Genomic DNA, 16,821 nt, shown 5'->3' with positions numbered 1-16,821 from the left:
CCCCCGTTTTTTTACATTCATTCAATTCTTTTTTCTTTGAAATAATGTGTGGATACTATTAATAAGTAAAATAACTTTTATTAATAGTATCCCAAATATTGTTGAACCCCACTCTCTGTCATTCAAAATAACAATCAAATAAAAGATAAGTATCGTTATCCCGAATACAATAATTGAATGATAGAGTTTTTTATTCTTCATGTCTTCCCCAAAAAGGGCAAAAATAAAGAATATAGACAATAAGAAGACATAAAGGTTATCAACCAGGTCAAATTCACGTATAATAGTATTTGAGACTATATTCAAAATTATAAACATTAACAAGATTAGGAATTTCGTGATTTTAAAGAAAAGTTCTATATGTAACACCCCCCGCGATTTTGAACACCCTTTTTCTATTTACCCAACATTTTGTAATTGGGAGCGAAAAGAAACAAGGAAGTTCTATATATTACAGTTATAAACTCCCCCCCTTTTAACTAATTCCTAAATTTTCTTCAACCTACTGATCACCCCTATGATGTTCTCTAAAACTTAACAAATATTCAAACGGTTTTATATATACATAGTCTAAAATAAGTCGATTTTTTATAGGATATTAATACATACTGGCGTGTCTCATCTTCAAAACAAAAAGACAACAAAAATTTTGTCGTCTTTTAAGTATTTTCATTAGTATATGTACTATGTAAACTTAAAACTTATGCATGTATAGTATCATTATCATATGCGCAACACAAACCTTATGGATTCGTTAGTCGCTCATAAAAATCACTCGGATGAATCCGTTTAATAGAACCGATTTCAGAAGGGAAACGCCTGTGATTTGATGTTAAAATGTAATCATATTCTTCTTGAATGGGAGTGAGCCAAACACAGAAATCATCCTGGTCAATTCGAGATAATGGCTCACTCATTTCTAGGGATGAACTTATTTCTTCTGCTGTCTGATGGCTACAACCACTCAACTCCACCAAGATTTCTCCTATTGGTCTATGTTCCTTGATAATGGTTTCGACACTATAACGCCCGATTAAACTATTTACTGGTAAATTTGCATAATACGAGAATATAGGACCTAAAAAGTAATTTAGAAAATACAACTTGATGTGTCCCTGTACCATTAACATTTATAACAAACTTAGTCTGATAAGATATTACTGCAAAATTATATGGACGAAATCTACCTACCAATTCAACTTGATGAACGGCATCTGTCAATGCAGAAGATTCTGTATCGTGAGTCCTATAATATAATGGTCCAGTTAAGAATGATCTTGGAACAACATTAATTATATTTGAATTGCTGCTATTATAAGTCCAATCAATATTTAATCTATGAGCGAAACTATTAGCTATTCCCATAGGGTTTAGGGTTTCATAATGTGGCTTTAAAATTTGCTGATCTAGTTGTAGACATTATCCCAAATTCTCCACTTACTTGTGTGTTCCCACTATTAATCTCAACTTGTGCGGGCTCATCTGTAAAACTCAATTCTCTTTCTACTATAAAAATTTCTTCACCAGCTTCTAATCTTTCATTCAATTCTTTAATTTGTTCTTCAAGTGTTTCCTGATCAGAGATATCTTCGTTAGCCATAACAGTACTTCCGAAGATCATAAATGTAAGTAATAATGTTGCAAAAGCTATTGAATACTTGAAAATTACTCTTTGAAACATGAAAACAACTCTTAATATTTATTTTGTTACTAAACTCATTCTAAAACAAATACAATATAATATAAGACATTACATTTTAGTTAAAAACTAGTATTTAAAGCTTTTTCAAACGCCTTATTTGGTATTCTTTTTTCCTCCCGTTAGTTGAATTATTGAAACAATCGTATTATCCAAACAATCAGATAAATTGGAACTGCACCAATAATCGTCCCCACAAGAAAATAACCAATTGACCTCATGATAAACTTAAAAACATCATATATAGCTCCTACTAAGTCATCAACAAACTTCATCACTAAATAAAACCTCCCACAACTAAAACTTGCACCTTAATTTTAAACATCGTTTTCCTTTGAAAAATCAAAGTTCATTTAAAGTTGGTACTTAAATACTAGAATAAGTCGATTTTTATAGGGTATTAATCCATACTGAGAAAGCGTGTCTCATCTTCAAAACAAAAAGACAACAAAAATTTTGTCGTCTTTTAAGTATTTTCATTTTCATTAGTATATGTACTATGTAAACTTAAAACTTATGCATGATAGTATCATTATCATATGCGCAACACAAACTTTATGGATTCGTTAGTCGCTCATAAAAGTCACTCGGATGAATCCGTTTAATAGAACCGATTTCAGAAGGGAAACGCCTGTGATTTGATGTTAAAATGTAATCACATTCTTCTTGAATGGGAGTGAGCCAAACACGGAAATCATCCCGGTCAAATCGTAATAGCTCACTCATTTCTAGGAAAAACTTATTTCTTCTGCTGTCTATTGCTACAACCGCTCAACTCCACCATGATCTTTTTCCAACATCCTTCGAACGGTTTGGTCACTCACACCTAACTTCTCGGCTAGTGTTTATGGTGTCGCTAACGCAAAACGAGATACATAAAGAATTGCTTCTCCACGGACAACCTTCTGAACAGGAATGACCTTTTTCCACCCATTTTGCTGTGTGTCAAGAGTTTGTTCGCAAAGCTCGACCAATTGCTTAATATGCTGTCCATCCATAGGTGTCTTATATGTATAATGATTCCCATAAATGCGTTGGTTATCATAAAGGTGCTGCAGAAGCTGTGCACTTCTAAGATACTCGTGCATATTAGCAGTTGGAAAACAGGCGAGCAGAGGTCCATGATATAGTGCATCTGCAGCAAATATGAAGCCATTTGTCTCATCCAACAATCCAACGTGATCGGCTGAGTGCCCCTTTAAAGGTAACACGGTTAACTTTCTGTTTCCAAGATCGATAGGATCATAAGGTTTTATCCATTCATGGATACGAAATGTACGTTGACGTAGCGTCAATCTTAAGCGGAACTTCGGTGCAAAATAATCTCCCACCATCTGTTTTCTATTAATAGGAAGATCCGCCATTGCAATCTCTGCAAATTCCTGATTGTTTCCAATATGATCAAAATGAGTGTGTGAGTTAAATAATACAACTGGTTTGTTCGTAATCGATTGAACGACAGAAAGAATTGGCCTCCTTCCAGACCCTGAATCAAGCAACAACGCTCGTTCTGAACCGATGATCAAATACTGACTATTCTTCTGATAATAGTTTGGTTCGTGTAACACATACGTCATACTGTCTAACTGCTCAATCTCATACCATGAATCTGTGATCTGCCTTCGTTGTCGTTTGATTTCGCTGACAACCAATTTCTATCAACTCCTTACTACTTTTTTTATTCATTTAACACATACTAGTATTTCAGCCCTCAGTAAGGACAGCTACACGAGAAACAATAAATGCTATGCTACAACCCTTCATCTACTCTTATAACAATGGATTCATAGAAGTAATCAACCCTTCAATGAAAGGAATGAAGCAAATGCCTATCATATTAGGAACGCTGAATCATGACGAACAAAGATTTGGTGGCACCAAACGGTTCGAGCACTGCTCGATGCAAGGCTAATGCAACTCAGCTATTAAAACGGTATATGCTGCATTAAGTTCGATCGTATGACGTGAACCCCCGTCAAACGAATTCACTCACCCTCATTAAAAATATATCGACTCAAAAAGCGATTACGAAACATCCCATTCGGGTCATACTTATTCAGAAGGGACTGAAATGAAGACATCTTTTCATATAGGGACTGTATTTTTTCAGGTGACGTCGTAAACAATTTCCCCCAATGTGGCTTCGCTTGAAAAGGTTCGAGCTTAGCTTCGATGAGTGGGAGCACTTGCTGAACCTCCGCCCATTTATCTTGCCATGTAAAGTGAATTGCAACCGAATCCTGCTTATATGATGGGCTCATCCAAAGTTCATCTTTTGCAATGGTCCGCACTTCTGATATGAGTAGATGTGGTGCGATGTATTCACGAATGTCACTAAGTGCGCATAAAGCTTCATAGGCATGCTCACGAGCAAAGATATATTCACTTTGCAACTCTTGACCTTTACTCGGGGTGAAATTCATTCGGAAGTGCGGCACGCGATCCAGCCAATCTCCTTCCACACCTAACTGAGCTGTACAATTCTCTGCTCCGACGCCAGGTACGGGATGGAGATTTTCTGTGGCCACTTTTGCACCATGAAAATCCTCTCCAAACGAAAAAACTTGACCATCCGTCACCTTGCTTTTCAGCCACACTTGATTAATCGTTTCGTCCTGCCAATCCATGAATAGACTAACACTATAAGCACTGGAAAAGATCGTATCAAAATCGTGAGCTAGTTGTGACAATGGAAGATTTTCGTATACATCCTGCCTCATTTGATAACTTGGAACGATATCTAGTGTTAGTTTTGTGACAACACCGATTCCACCTAATCCCACAACCGAGCCATAGAACTCCTCTCCTGAAGTTTCCCTCGAAAACTTGACAACGCTTCCACTAGCGGTTACCACTTCCATTGCAGAAACAGCTGCAGCTAAATTTTGATTATGATTACCTGAACCATGTGTAGCTGTTGCGCAAGCGCCAGCAACCGAAATATGGGGAAGGGAAGCAAGGTTTTGCAAAGCATAGCCATGTTGGTGAAGCTCATAACAAAGGTTACCATACTTAATTCCAGCTTCTACCGTTACATTTTTTTTCTTCTTATCAATGTTTAAGACTTTGTTCAGCTTATGCAAGGATACGAGATTCTCATCTGAATCTGCGATACTATTGAACGAGTGACGCGTTCCGACGACACGGAGCTTTGTTACCTTTGAGACTAATTGTTGAAGATCTTCAATCGTTTCAGGTTCATGCCAGTTACTTGTACTGTATTGTAGATTACCTGCCCAGTTCTTTTGCATATAGAAGTTCCTCTCATTTGTTATATAATTAGAAATAATTTTCAAACCATACAGACTCCTCTAAAATAGCACGAACAGAGGTGAAAAGGAACCATCCTCTTGCTTTTTTTGACGGCTAGCAGCTTAACAAATATACAAAAAACGTTTCCTACTCGCGGTAGAAAACGCTTGGTATAATGGTGTATCCACGTTCTGCTTTTTAACGGTCGTTGCTTTTTTTATGAAGGACAAAGTTTTATGACTCTGTCCAGATCTGTTATATACCATGACGATTCTCCTTCATTCAATATATGTGCGATTCATGAATAAACCTTGCAGGTCAAATAGGCTTCCTATCTAACTTATTTTCACTTTTTTAGAATTTTATTTAGAATCGATTTATTTAATATAATCTCAACTTTTTGCTTTACCATCACTTATGGTACGGTTCAGCGTGTTTTTTACATTTCGGTTTATATTTTAGTTTTTTCGGTAAAAATGTAAAGTATACTTTAAACTTTTACTGAATAAGTATAAAATATAATTATATTTTGATAAAGGGGTGATTTTTATGTCTTTTATATCTCAAGAAAAGATATTAAAGGTTTTATTAGGCTTTAATCCTTGGTGGAATAGTGGACAAATACCTCGTGACTTTATTAAACCTGTCAAACGTTTAGCGTTTTATGAAGCAAAAAAATATTTTTATCATACCGAAATCAGACGTGAAGTCATTTTGTCTGGACCGAGACGTGTAGGAAAAACGACGATTATGTATCAAATGATTGGTGATATACTTGAACATTCTCCTCCTAAACAAATTTTGTATATTTCATTTGATCATCCTATGCTTAAATTATGTGAGATTGGCGATATTCTTGAAGTGTTTGAGAACAATATTTCTCAAGGATCAGATGATTTATTTTTATTTTTTGATGAGATACAGTACGCCACAGATTGGGATACATGGCTAAAGACATTATACGACCAGCACCCTTCTTATAAAATAATGGCGACAGGTTCAGCAAGTCCGATACTTGTATCCAAAATGAGTGAAAGTGGTGTTGGAAGGTGGAAACAAATTAAAATACCAACACTCTCCTTTTATGAATATATCGAATTGATTGGTGCAACTCAGCCTAAACTACCAAGAAATATTAAACCAACTCAATTAGGTCAATTATCTGATATGGATCTAACAGCTATCATGCTTGCCCTGCAACCTTTACAGAAACACTTCCACCAATATCTCTTAATTGGCGGATTTCCAGAAGTAGCACAGACAAATGATATCCCATTCGCTCAAAAAATTATTCGAGAAGATGTAGTCGATAAAGTTATTAAACGTGATATTGTCTCTTTATTTAATATACGTAATGTATCCGAATTCGAGAAAATTTTCTTGTATTTATGTATGACAAGTGGAAATATTGTTGTTACCGAAACCATTGCTAAAGAAATAGGTGTTTCCAGACCAACCATTAATAATTACTTAGAGCTACTTGAACACGCCAACTTAATTTATATGAGTAAACCTTTTGAGCTTAAAGGGAAGAAGATACTAAAATCAAAGCCAAAAATTTATTTAGCTGATTCTGCTATTCGAAACGCTGTTCTTATGTTGGGAGAGGAAGTTCTAACCGATCCATTAGAAATGGGAACCATTATTGAAACTGCTGTATACAAACATATCCATACATTCTTTTACGACCAACACCCTACAATTGGCTATTTTCGAGATGCAAAAACCCAAAAGGAAATAGACATTATCGTATCATTTCCATTCGGTAGAACGATTATTGAAGTGAAATACAGACAAAACTCTACGATTTCTGAAAATGAAGCCATCGTAGAGTGGGCTAATGACAATCAAACCAAAGGGGCAATTGTTGTTACTCGTAATGATGATGATTATGGAATGACAAAGCACGAGACAAGTACAAGAATTATCCGTATTCCCGCCTTTGCTTTCCTATACTTATTAGGGCATGTGGAAAAAGAAGGGTATGAACAATTACAGATAAATACAAATTAAAACAGAACAGTTGTCAAGCCAAGCTTGATGACTGCTCTGTTTCAACTATTCGGAGAAACCGAATAGTTCCCTATTAGGAACCACCCTTTGATGTTTTTCTAAATACTTTATATAATAATTTTGATAACTAAGGAGCCCCATTGGTCTTGAGGATATACCCAACTCATTGGTACGCTCCTTTTTTATACCATTAAGACCTATATTATTTAAGTTAGACTTGTAAGTATTACTTACAGGTTCATTGCCTCTATTTGTTTATTCTATCATTCATATTAGATAACCCTCGATCTAAAAAATGCTCCATCTCTTGTTCTGATAAGTCTTCTGGATTAACATTGTTTGCCTGACAATAATCGTAAAGAGCTCGTACCTTTACTCGTGGCTCTTGTTTATTTCTTGATATGACATACACACCATCTTGAAAACCTTCTTCAAATCGTTCAATATCATCTTTATTCATATACTACGTAAACGTCAAATAGTCCACACCTGTTCAATTAAGTGTAGACTATTTGACGTTTACTTCTTTGATTCACTTTTCATAGGATTTATTCGAGCAATTTCTCCTACTGTCTCTTTATATTCTAGAGCAATCTCTGGTCCAGTTTTTCCATTAAGCCCCTCTAGAGATTTAATTGTATTCCTTATCTCTCCATCTGACTCATGTTTAATTTCTTTCCATTCTGTATGAATGGATTCTACCTTTCTAGCAGTTTCTTTAACTAGTTTTTCATATTCATCCTTTAACTCATTTAATTTAAGGTTAAAATTACTAATTACTTCTGTAACTGCTTTGAATTTATCAGAGTTTGGTGTCTTCTGTGCAAATTCCTCAGTATAAGGGGTGTCTACTTCTTTATATTGAACATCATGTTGAGTTATAACTTCCAAAGACTTTTTTATATACTCTTCTTCTGTTGAAAGATGTTCTATTGTACTTAATTTATCTGCAATTCCAGTTTCTTTGAAAAAATTCACCTTTTCCTCAAGTATAGGCAACTTTGATACTTTATTAGAAATTTCATCTTTCATTTCCATTTTATCTACTAATCTAATCGCATTTTGTTTAAGTTGTTTTATTACATCTTCCCTCTCAGCAATTATATCTGATTGATTAGGAAGAAACCTATTCAGTATATTAAGTTTTGCTTCTTCATTTGCTACTAATTCTATAATTTCATTTTGCCCGTAAATTTCTACATGAGGTAGAATATCTGTTACACTTAGATTTGAAATAGAGCCATCAATATTCTGCACTACTGTTGGATCTCCGTATCTTTTAATAATTTTGTATTTTTTTCCATACCTTTGATATGAAGTTACATCCAATTCAACTCTACCATTATCTAATCCAAGATTTGATTTAATTAACTCTCTAAAATACTTTTTTGAGTCGCTACTTTTCGGTTCTAAATCTAATGCGTATCTTATCAATTCTAATAATGTAGATTTTCCTGTACCTCGACCACCAATTGTAGTATTTAAATTTCTAGATAGATCAACTGACATACCATCTAGGTAACCGCCAAATACCTCAATTCTATCTATACTGCTATGAAAGCGCTCGTTTTGCTCATATGAGAGTTTAACTCTAGCGGTTGGGTCTAGAAAAGCCTCTTTAAAACAAGTAAAATTCACATCGGACATTTTAACTAAACAATAAGCATTTTTCTCTAACAAGTCTTTAGGCTTACAAATATCCTTTGCATTGATAAACGCAAAAGGGGTTTCTTTCTTGAACATTGGTTCCTTATTTTTAATTATATTTAAATACCTCGGATCTACTTCTTGTAAACTATACGGTATTTGTGCTGCTTTTAATCTTTCATCCATCCATATATGATTCATTTGTCCCATTTTTAATATTCCATTGTCACTAGTAATATGTGTTGCGTACCAAAAACCACCTAATTCATCCTCAATTATTTTAGCAATGTCTAAACAAGAGTTTGAATAGAATTATTGCATTCAAAATAGGTTTCCCTACTTTAACTCGAAAAAATATTCTTCTTCATTAACAAAACACTTTTTAGTAGTTTCTAAAAACTTTTTTAGTGAATTAGAAACTGACACGTCATCCCGACGAATAAATACAGTGGTGACATTTTTATATTTATCTGGGACAGGGTAACAAATAACACTTCCTTCTCTTTCTAAATGTTTTCCAATACGTTTGGAAACAAGGGCAACTCCTAAGCCAGATTTTACACACCCTAACATTCCTTCAATTGTACCAAATGAAATTTGTTTAACTGGTAATACACCTTCTTCTCGCAACCAATTTTCCAATTTTGCGCGGTAAGTACAACCCGATTGAAACACTAAAATTGTTCGTGTTTTAAGGTCTTTAATCGATTTAAGTCTTTGAGATGAATCCATAATTAAAACTAATTCTTCATGAATCAGAGTTTCTTGAATAATTCTAGGATGATTAACTCCATTGGTTACAAATGCTCCATCTAAATTATACTTTAACACCTCATTAACTAATTCTTCAGTAGAACCTGGCGTTAAAGATAAACTTACATCCGGATATTGTTTATGGTATACAGAAAGAACCTTTGGTAACCGCATAGCAGTAGTAATGTCGGTTGCTCCAATTGACAAAGGTCCGGTAGGTTGATTGGGGTTTTGAACAGCTTCTTTAGCTTCTCTAAGAAGTTTCAGGATTTTCTCTGTATATTCAAGTAGAATTTCACCATTTGCGGTTAGAGCAACCCCCCTGTTATTTCTGTGAAATAAAGAAGTCTGAAGTTCTGACTCTAATTTGTGAATACGAGCTGTTACATTAGATTGAACATAATTCAACTGTTCAGCTGCTTTACTGAAACTCTGTTGACTAGATACCATTTGAAATATTTCAAGTTCTTTAATGTCCAAATTACTCAACCTCCATTTTTGATATCATAAAAAGTGATATTAATTATCATATATATTCATTTTACTTGATACTAAAACCAAAATAAAATAAAAAATGTAATATAAAACAAAATATGGAAGGTGTGAAGTTCATGCAATTGTCATATCCTAAAGGGCACAGACCTCGTTACAAAAATTTTCAACTCGACGGATTGCTAGACGAAACATTGAGAGAAGGGGCAGAACGTTGTCTTTTTTCAGTAAACAATGTCAGAAAATTGCAATTAATCGGAGAGATTTTAGATTCAGGAGTTCGAGATATTATTCTAGGTTCGGGACCTAAAGATCCGCAACTTCTGTTAGAGTGTTTGAAACACAAATATGACCTTGAGACATTTCCTAAAGATTCAAAATTCGCTTTCATCCTCCTACTTAATTCATGGGAGCCAATATACGAACAATTTAAAAAGTTTCCCAAACAATATTTGAAAGATGTAATTATTAGTTTTGGAATGGTAGAGTATGGGGAAGATGAGCAACTGTTAGAACGTGTTACAGAGAAATTTTCACAAATTGGCGTTGAAACCTTTAGGGTAAGTCTAATCAATAGCTTTTCAGAAGGTATTGATGAAGAAAAATACCTTTCAATCACTTCACAAATAGACCGTTCCGTATCACTCGGTTTTCAAACGATACGTGTGAACGATTCATTGGGAGTTATCTATCCTGAAGCAATGGCTATACTAGCATCAAATTTAACACACCAGTATCCAAACCTTAATTTTTGTTTGCATGCTCATAATGACAAGGGACTAGGACTTCAAAATGCTTTAATCTCGATTTATCATGGATTTAATATGATTGAGGGAGCATTCGCTGGATACGGTAACCGTTCTGGATTACCTTCTATCGAACTTCTAAACCTTATTTTCAAAGAAAAAAATATTACTATTAAAAACATAGACCTCAAAGAAGAAAGAATTAATCATGCTGCTGTCCTCACTGAAGATGTATTTATGACGATCCCTAATATTTACCGACCTGTAAGTGGAATTCTTGTAAAAAAGGAGAATCTAGGCGTGGCTAATATTCCTGACTATTTAGGTGTAGACAGAAAAACTGATTATTTTTTAAATAATGTTGGTTTGCATATCAATACAATCAAGCGGACGTTAGAAGCAGCTGGATTTAGTTCGAATTTAATAAATGATGATACGTTCATACAAAATATAGTTAACTCTATGGAAGGTAAGATGGAAATTATATACGAACATAAGAGATCTGAGTTTTCGGAAATTTCGGATAGATTCAGTGAACTTTATAGCAAAGGAGTTTTCAGTGCAGCTGATATAATTGAAACTGCTAAGAATTTTTTACCGGAATACACTAAATAGAAGATTAGATAAAGCGAGCAGGCAAAAAACCTGCTCGTAAAACACTTAAAACTAAAGAAAGTAGCGATTCAAATGCAAATTATTTTTGATGTCTTAATCCCCGTTTTTGCCATTATATTGTGTGGAATATTTGCAGGAATTTTTAAAATTGTTGATATCTCTGGTTCCAAAAGCTTAAACAATTTTGTTTATTACATTGCTCTTCCAGCTTTACTTTTTTTATCATTAGCAGAAGCTCCAGTTAGTCACTTAACTAATTGGAATTTCTTATTTGCTAACTTGTTTGGTATATTAGTAAGTTTTTTTGTTGCTTGTTTTCTATCAAAACTTGTATTCAAAAGGAAATTCCCCAATATATGTATTTATGGGATGTCAGCATCTTATGGTACAACTGGATATATGGGAGTTCCATTATTAATCGCAGCATTTGGTCAATCGGCTGCCCTACCTGCCGCATTAGCTACATTAATTCATAATATTCCGGTAATTATTATCGTAACCATTTCATTTGAACTGTATAAAACCTTAACAGAATCTAAAAATAAAGAATTAGCAAACGTTGCAGGACAAGAAAACATAAAGATACCCACTATAAATCAGCCTTCTAATAAGACAATGACTATAATCTCAAATATATTAAAGTCTGTATTTTTAAGTCCTTTAACTTTATCAGTAGTTGCTGGAATTATTGTTTCAGTACTTAATATCGAACTTCCGAAATCAATTCATGTCTTTTCTAGCCTGCTAGCAGATGCAGCTGGCCCGACGGCATTGTTTGCACTAGGTCTAGGTCTTATAAGTCAAGGAAAGTTATTCAATATTCCTACTTTTAGTAATATTGAAGTCTTTACTATTATAATTTTGAAAATAATTATACAGCCTTTCGTTACTTTATTGTTAGCACTATATGTATTCCCAGTAGAAGGAGTATGGTTTATTTCAACAATTGTTATGGCTGCCTTACCAGTAGGAGCAGGAGCCTATGTGTTTGCCCAAAAATTTAACATTTTTGAAAAAGAAATATCTATATCTATTGTTTTCTCCATGATAATATCAATTGTTACAATTTCAATAATATTAGTTTTAGCAAATTAACTATTTACTTTAGTCTCTTACTTCCTCAGATATTATTGAAGTTAAGGTTAGCCATGAAATAATCTCGTCATACGGAATGAATATTTATGTTACATCTTGTAAAACAAAAATAAGCACTCTAATTACACATGGACATGTAAATTAGAGTGCTATTGATTATGCTCTTATTTAAGACTTTCCATCCAAGCATGAATTTTACCTTTTACATTGTTCGTACTGTCTCTCCTTCTCAAATACATTGAGAGTAAGGTGATCCACGAAATATTCTTCTCACACCAGTTATTTTTATTAACGTATTGTAGAACATACGAATAGTTATTCGCTAGTTCTTCCTTGATTGATATTTTCATTGTAAAGACTTCCTTCCTAAATCCCTTAAGAACCAAGTTTGATAGGTAACCTATGAACTACGAGATTTTAGACCTTTTTCACAAATGACTACGACTACACCATTCACAGGTGATATATTAAGTTCTATAGTGATTGTCTGTTTAACATCTCTTTTTTATCTGTAAGTCTATTTCTTCTAATACTTATTATTCCTTCTTTCCCCTTATCTCAAATTTTTCCCTAGGACACTTTCCCTGTGTACTTGACTTACTTCTTTATATAAGGTGAATAGGAAAGAATTCGATAAGTCAATTTTAGACTTAACAGCTGAGCAAACTGAAACTAGGGTATAAGTTTCGGTTTCATTAGTATCAACAGTTCCATTTTCGAATGCTTTATTTTTTCTTTTAACGCAGCTTTATCCAACCTTTTATGACAATCACATATAGAATTAACCCCCATAAACAAAGTAAGGTATGTTTCACCTCCTTTACAACCAATACTGTTAAAAAGTTAAAGGAGTGGTCACATGAATGAGATAAAAAGTGTAGCAATTTACTGTCGTGTCAGCACAGAAGAGCAAGCAAGTGAGGGCTATAGTATATCTGCACAACTACAAACATTACGTCAATATGCAGCCTTATATAAGTGGCAGATTGCTGAGGATTATGTTGACGAAGGTATTAGTGGTAAAGATATAAAGGGTCGACCTGCCATGCAAAGGTTGATAGCTGACGTTAATAAAAACAAATTTCAAGCTGTATTAGTCTGGAAAATATCACGCCTTTCACGTAACATGTTAGATACTCTTGTGTTGCTAGATAAATTTGAAGAGTTTGACATAAAGTTTATTTCTTACTCGGAGAATTTTGATACATCTAGTCCAATTGGGAAACTTGTTGTCCAACTGATGGCTTCTATTGCTGAAATGGAAAGAAATACTCTTTCAGAAAATGTCAAGTTGGGCATGACTCAACGTGCTAAAGAAGGTAGCTGGAATGGTGGCCTAGTTTTCGGTTATGACTCTATAGAAAAAGAACTTATTGTCAAGCCCAAAGAAGCAAAGGTTGTTCAACATATCTTTACTTTATACTCAGAAGGTAAAGGACTTAAGGCTATAGCTAACCGCTTAAACAAAGCAGGTTATCTGACTAAACGTGAGAAACACTTTTCTATTAATGGCATTGCTACTATATTAGATAACCCGGTCTATATAGGGAAAATCCGTTGGTTACAAGTTGAGAACTGGGATAAGAAACGAAGACGTGGCAAAAATGCCAACCCCATTATAGTCGAAGGGAAACACGAAGCAATTATCTCCGATGAACTTTGGAATATTGTCCAAGCTCGAAGACAGGGTAAATCATTTAAGCAGCGTCAGTCAAACGAGCCTTTCCTATTAAGCAGCATCCTTCGATGTCCTACCTGTGGACAAGGCATGGTTCCTTCTATTACTACTTCTACTCGAAAAGATGGAAGCAAACGTAAGCATCGTTATTATGTATGTGGTGTATTCCACAACAAAGGATCATCTGCCTGTAAAGCAAATTCAATTGAAGCCTACGATGCAGAAGATGATGTCATTAATCGTATCAGCGAATTCTTAAACAATTCAGCTGGATTTAGTCAAACCATAGAAAATATAAATAAAGAAACGGTTCACTCAAAATTAAAACTAAAAGAACAGTTAGAGATTATCGAAACAAAGCTTAAAGAAACCAATGCTATGCAAGAAAAATATATGGAAGCATTCGAGCAAAACTTCTTCCCTGTTACCATATTACAGGAGCGGTTACAAAAGTTAGCTAAGTCGAAGAACGATTTAGAACAAAAGAAAAAAGAACTTAGCGTTCAGCTAAGCTCATCAGATTCGAAAATTATACCCCCAGACGTGATTAAGCATTTATTAGAAAAGTATGTCGAAGCATTTCAACAGTCTACAAGAGAAAAGAAAAAACACCTCTTTCAGCTTTTACTAAACAAAATAACAATCAAACAATCCGAGGGTCGTTCTCGAACTGTGGATAAAATCGAATTGGATTTTGACTTTTCTGAAGTCAACCTGTCCAAGACATTTACACTTATCCACACCCTTTATTATGAATTAGAGCATTTTGAGGACCATTCCACTTCAAATTCTGATCTAAAAGACAAGTTACCACCTTATTTACAACTTTTTTTGCCTCTATTTATGGTACGGTTCTGCGTCCTTCATTATTTGGTAAAGCATTCTTTAAAGACAAAGCACTGTCTTCTAAAAACCAGAAGACAATGCGCTTTATTTCCTTTCTGTTTGATTCAACTTCAATTTTCTTAATAAGTGATTTTATTAAGATTTTCTTATTTTCATTGCTTGCACCAGTAAATAAATCGTTGAAGTTTTCTAGGGCCTCTTTTACAATCTTTCATCAATAGAGTATGATGAAGTTACTTTAACGTACTTTTCTTCTAAATCGCTGACAATACCCAGTAATCGCTCTACTTCATCCTCAATTTTCCCAGATAACCTTCCGTATGCTTTTGCAGTAATTTCTTTATTGCGATATTCTTCGTCAATAGCGTCCAATTCCTTCTCTTTTACCCTCAATTCCTTTTTATAAGCAACTATTTGCTCTTGAAGTTTGTCTGTACCTGTATGTTTTTCTTTATTTATCTTATCGATAATGTCATTTACGATTCCAGATTTAGAGATTAGACCATTAATATAAGATAAAACTTGTTCTTCGATCAGTTCTTTCTTAACTAAATTGGAGCGGCAGACATCTTTACCCTTTGTATGATAGTTTTGACACATGTAATAAAAATGATATCCTGAACCATCTCTTTTCTTTGACTTACTCATAACAGTTCCAGCCCCGCAGGTGGGACAACGTAATATCCCTGAAAGTATAAACTCACTCTTAATATTTTTGGTATTTGTAGAAGCGTCTCTGTTTACCTTATTAACTTCTTGTACCCTATTCCATAACCCTAAGTCGATTATTGCCTCATGTACACCTTCGGCACTGATTGGATCTGTCTTCCCACTTCTCCGTTTCTTCTCCCACTCTCTATGAGTTCCCCAATTTAATTGACCAATATAAGTTTTATTTTCCAAAATTGTCTTTACAGCATTTATACTAAAACTGTTATTTTTCTTAGTTTTTTTCCCCTCACTATTCAGTACATTTGTAATCGCTTTGTATCCATAGCCGTTTGCCCTTAATTGAAAAATCTGTTTAACTATTTCACATTCTTCCTCATTAATTACTAAACTTTTCTCTACTACATCGTATCCTAAAATGATACCACCGTTCCACATACCTGATTTTGCACGTTTTTCCATGCCACTTGACACACGCTCTATAATTAGTGACCTTTCATACTCAGCAAAAGTACCTAGCATAGAAATAAACATATAACCGTTGGCATTACTACTATCTATATCACAAGTAGATACTAATAGTTTCATATTTCTTGGATGGAGTTCATTATCAATTAAATCTAAAACATCCCTGTTCTTCCTTGAGATCCTGTCCACTTTCCATACTAAAATCGCATCAAAATCACCATTTCTCATATCAGAAAACAACCTTTGAATTTCGGGCCTCTTGAAATTTTTCCCTGAATAGCCACCATCAGTATACACACCTACTATTTTATACCCTTTCCTTTCGGCATATGCCCTTAACTCGTCTTCTTGTCCTTCCAATGAAAAGCCTGTTCTTTTTTGCTCCTCAGTACTCACCCTTTTGTAAATAACAACTTTTAATTTTTTACTGTTTTCCATATATACCTCTCCCCTCATTCAAATCATTTTTACTTACAAAATTATTTATAGTATCGTTACCATAAAAATCTAATAACTTAACATCGTATCTTTTTCATAGTTTTAACGAGATTTGTTTTTTTTTCAATTTTTGCTTCACTTCCAATCTATCCTCATATAAATTACAAATTTCTTTTTTAAATTTTTCACTTATAATATCCCCCTAAGATTTGGGCAAGCAGCAGCTTGCCCATGTTCACATTGAATTATAGCGTCGTTATTTTACTTCTTTTTAGACAATGAATAATTTAAAATAAGTTCCGCAAGAACTGATACTAGTTCTCTTTTTTTCAATTCTTCTTCACTAGGAATATGAAACTTTTCCTTATCACTTTTCAATTCTTTTGTTGTTTTCTTGTCCATTATAGATT

The 16,821-nt window shown here is 34.1% G+C and carries 14 protein-coding genes and 1 pseudogene; 4 read left to right on the top strand and 11 right to left on the bottom strand.

The features are described from left to right. Positions 1-743 precede the first annotated feature (743 nt). The 6 genes from T323_RS27630 to T323_RS0124235 form a co-directional block, all read right to left on the bottom strand. Complete coding sequence (locus T323_RS27630) at positions 744-974, bottom strand: hypothetical protein (RefSeq protein WP_245613767.1); 231 nt, start codon at positions 972-974, stop codon at positions 744-746. A gap of 404 nt (positions 975-1,378) precedes the next feature. After that, positions 1,379-1,681 (bottom strand): hypothetical protein, encoded by a 303-nt coding sequence (locus T323_RS0124250; protein ID WP_026675569.1) that lies wholly within the window; start codon positions 1,679-1,681, stop codon positions 1,379-1,381. Positions 1,682-1,830: 149 nt separating this feature from the next. Continuing rightward, complete coding sequence (locus T323_RS29265) at positions 1,831-1,977, bottom strand: hypothetical protein (protein ID WP_169737923.1); 147 nt, start codon at positions 1,975-1,977, stop codon at positions 1,831-1,833. Between the two features lie 277 nt (positions 1,978-2,254). Then, positions 2,255-2,425, bottom strand: coding sequence for a hypothetical protein (locus T323_RS29060; RefSeq protein ID WP_156942528.1), 171 nt, complete (start codon positions 2,423-2,425; stop codon positions 2,255-2,257). A gap of 119 nt (positions 2,426-2,544) precedes the next feature. Continuing rightward, positions 2,545-3,351, bottom strand: a complete 807-nt coding sequence (locus T323_RS0124240) for an MBL fold metallo-hydrolase (RefSeq protein WP_026675568.1) — start codon at positions 3,349-3,351, stop codon at positions 2,545-2,547. Positions 3,352-3,684: 333 nt separating this feature from the next. Further along, complete coding sequence (locus T323_RS0124235; RefSeq protein WP_035179892.1) at positions 3,685-4,950, bottom strand: FAD-binding protein; 1,266 nt, start codon at positions 4,948-4,950, stop codon at positions 3,685-3,687. Positions 4,951-5,500: 550 nt separating this feature from the next. Here T323_RS0124235 and T323_RS0124230 point away from each other — a divergent pair. Beyond that, positions 5,501-6,964, top strand: a complete 1,464-nt coding sequence (locus tag T323_RS0124230) for an ATP-binding protein (protein WP_026675566.1) — start codon at positions 5,501-5,503, stop codon at positions 6,962-6,964. Between the two features lie 247 nt (positions 6,965-7,211). Here the strand turns inward: T323_RS0124230 and T323_RS27625 are convergent, their stop codons facing one another. The 3 genes and pseudogenes from T323_RS27625 to T323_RS0124215 form a co-directional block, all read right to left on the bottom strand. Continuing rightward, the gene (locus T323_RS27625; RefSeq protein ID WP_245613766.1) at positions 7,212-7,424 is read right to left on the bottom strand and encodes a hypothetical protein; all 213 of its coding nucleotides are present in this window, start codon (positions 7,422-7,424) and stop codon (positions 7,212-7,214) included. Positions 7,425-7,486: 62 nt separating this feature from the next. Further along, a pseudogene (locus T323_RS27620) lies at positions 7,487-8,911 on the bottom strand (TrlF family ATPase); the annotation flags it as partial. Positions 8,912-8,947: 36 nt separating this feature from the next. Next, complete coding sequence (locus tag T323_RS0124215; RefSeq protein WP_026675565.1) at positions 8,948-9,844, bottom strand: LysR family transcriptional regulator; 897 nt, start codon at positions 9,842-9,844, stop codon at positions 8,948-8,950. Between the two features lie 131 nt (positions 9,845-9,975). Between T323_RS0124215 and T323_RS0124210 the strand changes: the two genes are divergently transcribed. From T323_RS0124210 to T323_RS27615, 3 genes are all read left to right on the top strand, one after another. Beyond that, positions 9,976-11,217, top strand: a complete 1,242-nt coding sequence (locus T323_RS0124210) for a hydroxymethylglutaryl-CoA lyase-like TIM-barrel protein (protein WP_026675564.1) — start codon at positions 9,976-9,978, stop codon at positions 11,215-11,217. A 72-nt stretch (positions 11,218-11,289) separates the two neighbouring features. Then, on the top strand, positions 11,290-12,312 hold the full coding sequence (locus tag T323_RS0124205; RefSeq protein WP_051556709.1) for an AEC family transporter: 1,023 nt from the start codon (positions 11,290-11,292) through the stop codon (positions 12,310-12,312). Positions 12,313-13,171: 859 nt separating this feature from the next. Further along, positions 13,172-14,959, top strand: coding sequence for a recombinase family protein (locus T323_RS27615; RefSeq protein WP_156942527.1), 1,788 nt, complete (start codon positions 13,172-13,174; stop codon positions 14,957-14,959). Positions 14,960-15,037: 78 nt separating this feature from the next. Here the strand turns inward: T323_RS27615 and T323_RS27610 are convergent, their stop codons facing one another. Continuing rightward, positions 15,038-16,411 (bottom strand): recombinase family protein, encoded by a 1,374-nt coding sequence (locus T323_RS27610; RefSeq protein ID WP_245613765.1) that lies wholly within the window; start codon positions 16,409-16,411, stop codon positions 15,038-15,040. Between the two features lie 261 nt (positions 16,412-16,672). Further along, entirely contained in the window at positions 16,673-16,813 is a 141-nt protein-coding gene (locus tag T323_RS29055; protein WP_156942526.1) for a hypothetical protein, read from the bottom strand. Between the last annotated feature and the right edge of the window lie 8 nt (positions 16,814-16,821).

Source organism: Alkalihalobacillus bogoriensis ATCC BAA-922, from assembly GCF_000621445.1.
Classification (GTDB): domain Bacteria; phylum Bacillota; class Bacilli; order Bacillales; family Bacillaceae_F; genus Bacillus_AO; species Bacillus_AO bogoriense.
This window is presented reverse-complemented; position numbering and strand designations above follow the sequence as displayed.

Excerpts from the sequence above, each read along its gene's own strand:
- T323_RS0124250 (WP_026675569.1), bottom strand. The coding sequence starts at position 1,681 with ATGTTTCAAAGAGTAATTTTCAAGTATTCAATAGCTTTTGCAACATTA.
- T323_RS29060 (WP_156942528.1), bottom strand. The coding sequence starts at position 2,425 with ATGAGTGAGCTATTACGATTTGACCGGGATGATTTCCGTGTTTGGCTC.
- T323_RS0124235 (WP_035179892.1), bottom strand. The coding sequence starts at position 4,950 with ATGCAAAAGAACTGGGCAGGTAATCTACAATACAGTACAAGTAACTGG.
- T323_RS0124230 (WP_026675566.1), top strand. The coding sequence starts at position 5,501 with ATGTCTTTTATATCTCAAGAAAAGATATTAAAGGTTTTATTAGGCTTT.
- T323_RS27625 (WP_245613766.1), bottom strand. The coding sequence starts at position 7,424 with ATGAATAAAGATGATATTGAACGATTTGAAGAAGGTTTTCAAGATGGT.
- T323_RS0124210 (WP_026675564.1), top strand. The coding sequence starts at position 9,976 with ATGCAATTGTCATATCCTAAAGGGCACAGACCTCGTTACAAAAATTTT.
- T323_RS0124205 (WP_051556709.1), top strand. The coding sequence starts at position 11,290 with ATGCAAATTATTTTTGATGTCTTAATCCCCGTTTTTGCCATTATATTG.
- T323_RS27615 (WP_156942527.1), top strand. The coding sequence starts at position 13,172 with ATGAATGAGATAAAAAGTGTAGCAATTTACTGTCGTGTCAGCACAGAA.
- T323_RS27610 (WP_245613765.1), bottom strand. The coding sequence starts at position 16,411 with ATGGAAAACAGTAAAAAATTAAAAGTTGTTATTTACAAAAGGGTGAGT.
- T323_RS29055 (WP_156942526.1), bottom strand. The coding sequence starts at position 16,813 with ATGGACAAGAAAACAACAAAAGAATTGAAAAGTGATAAGGAAAAGTTT.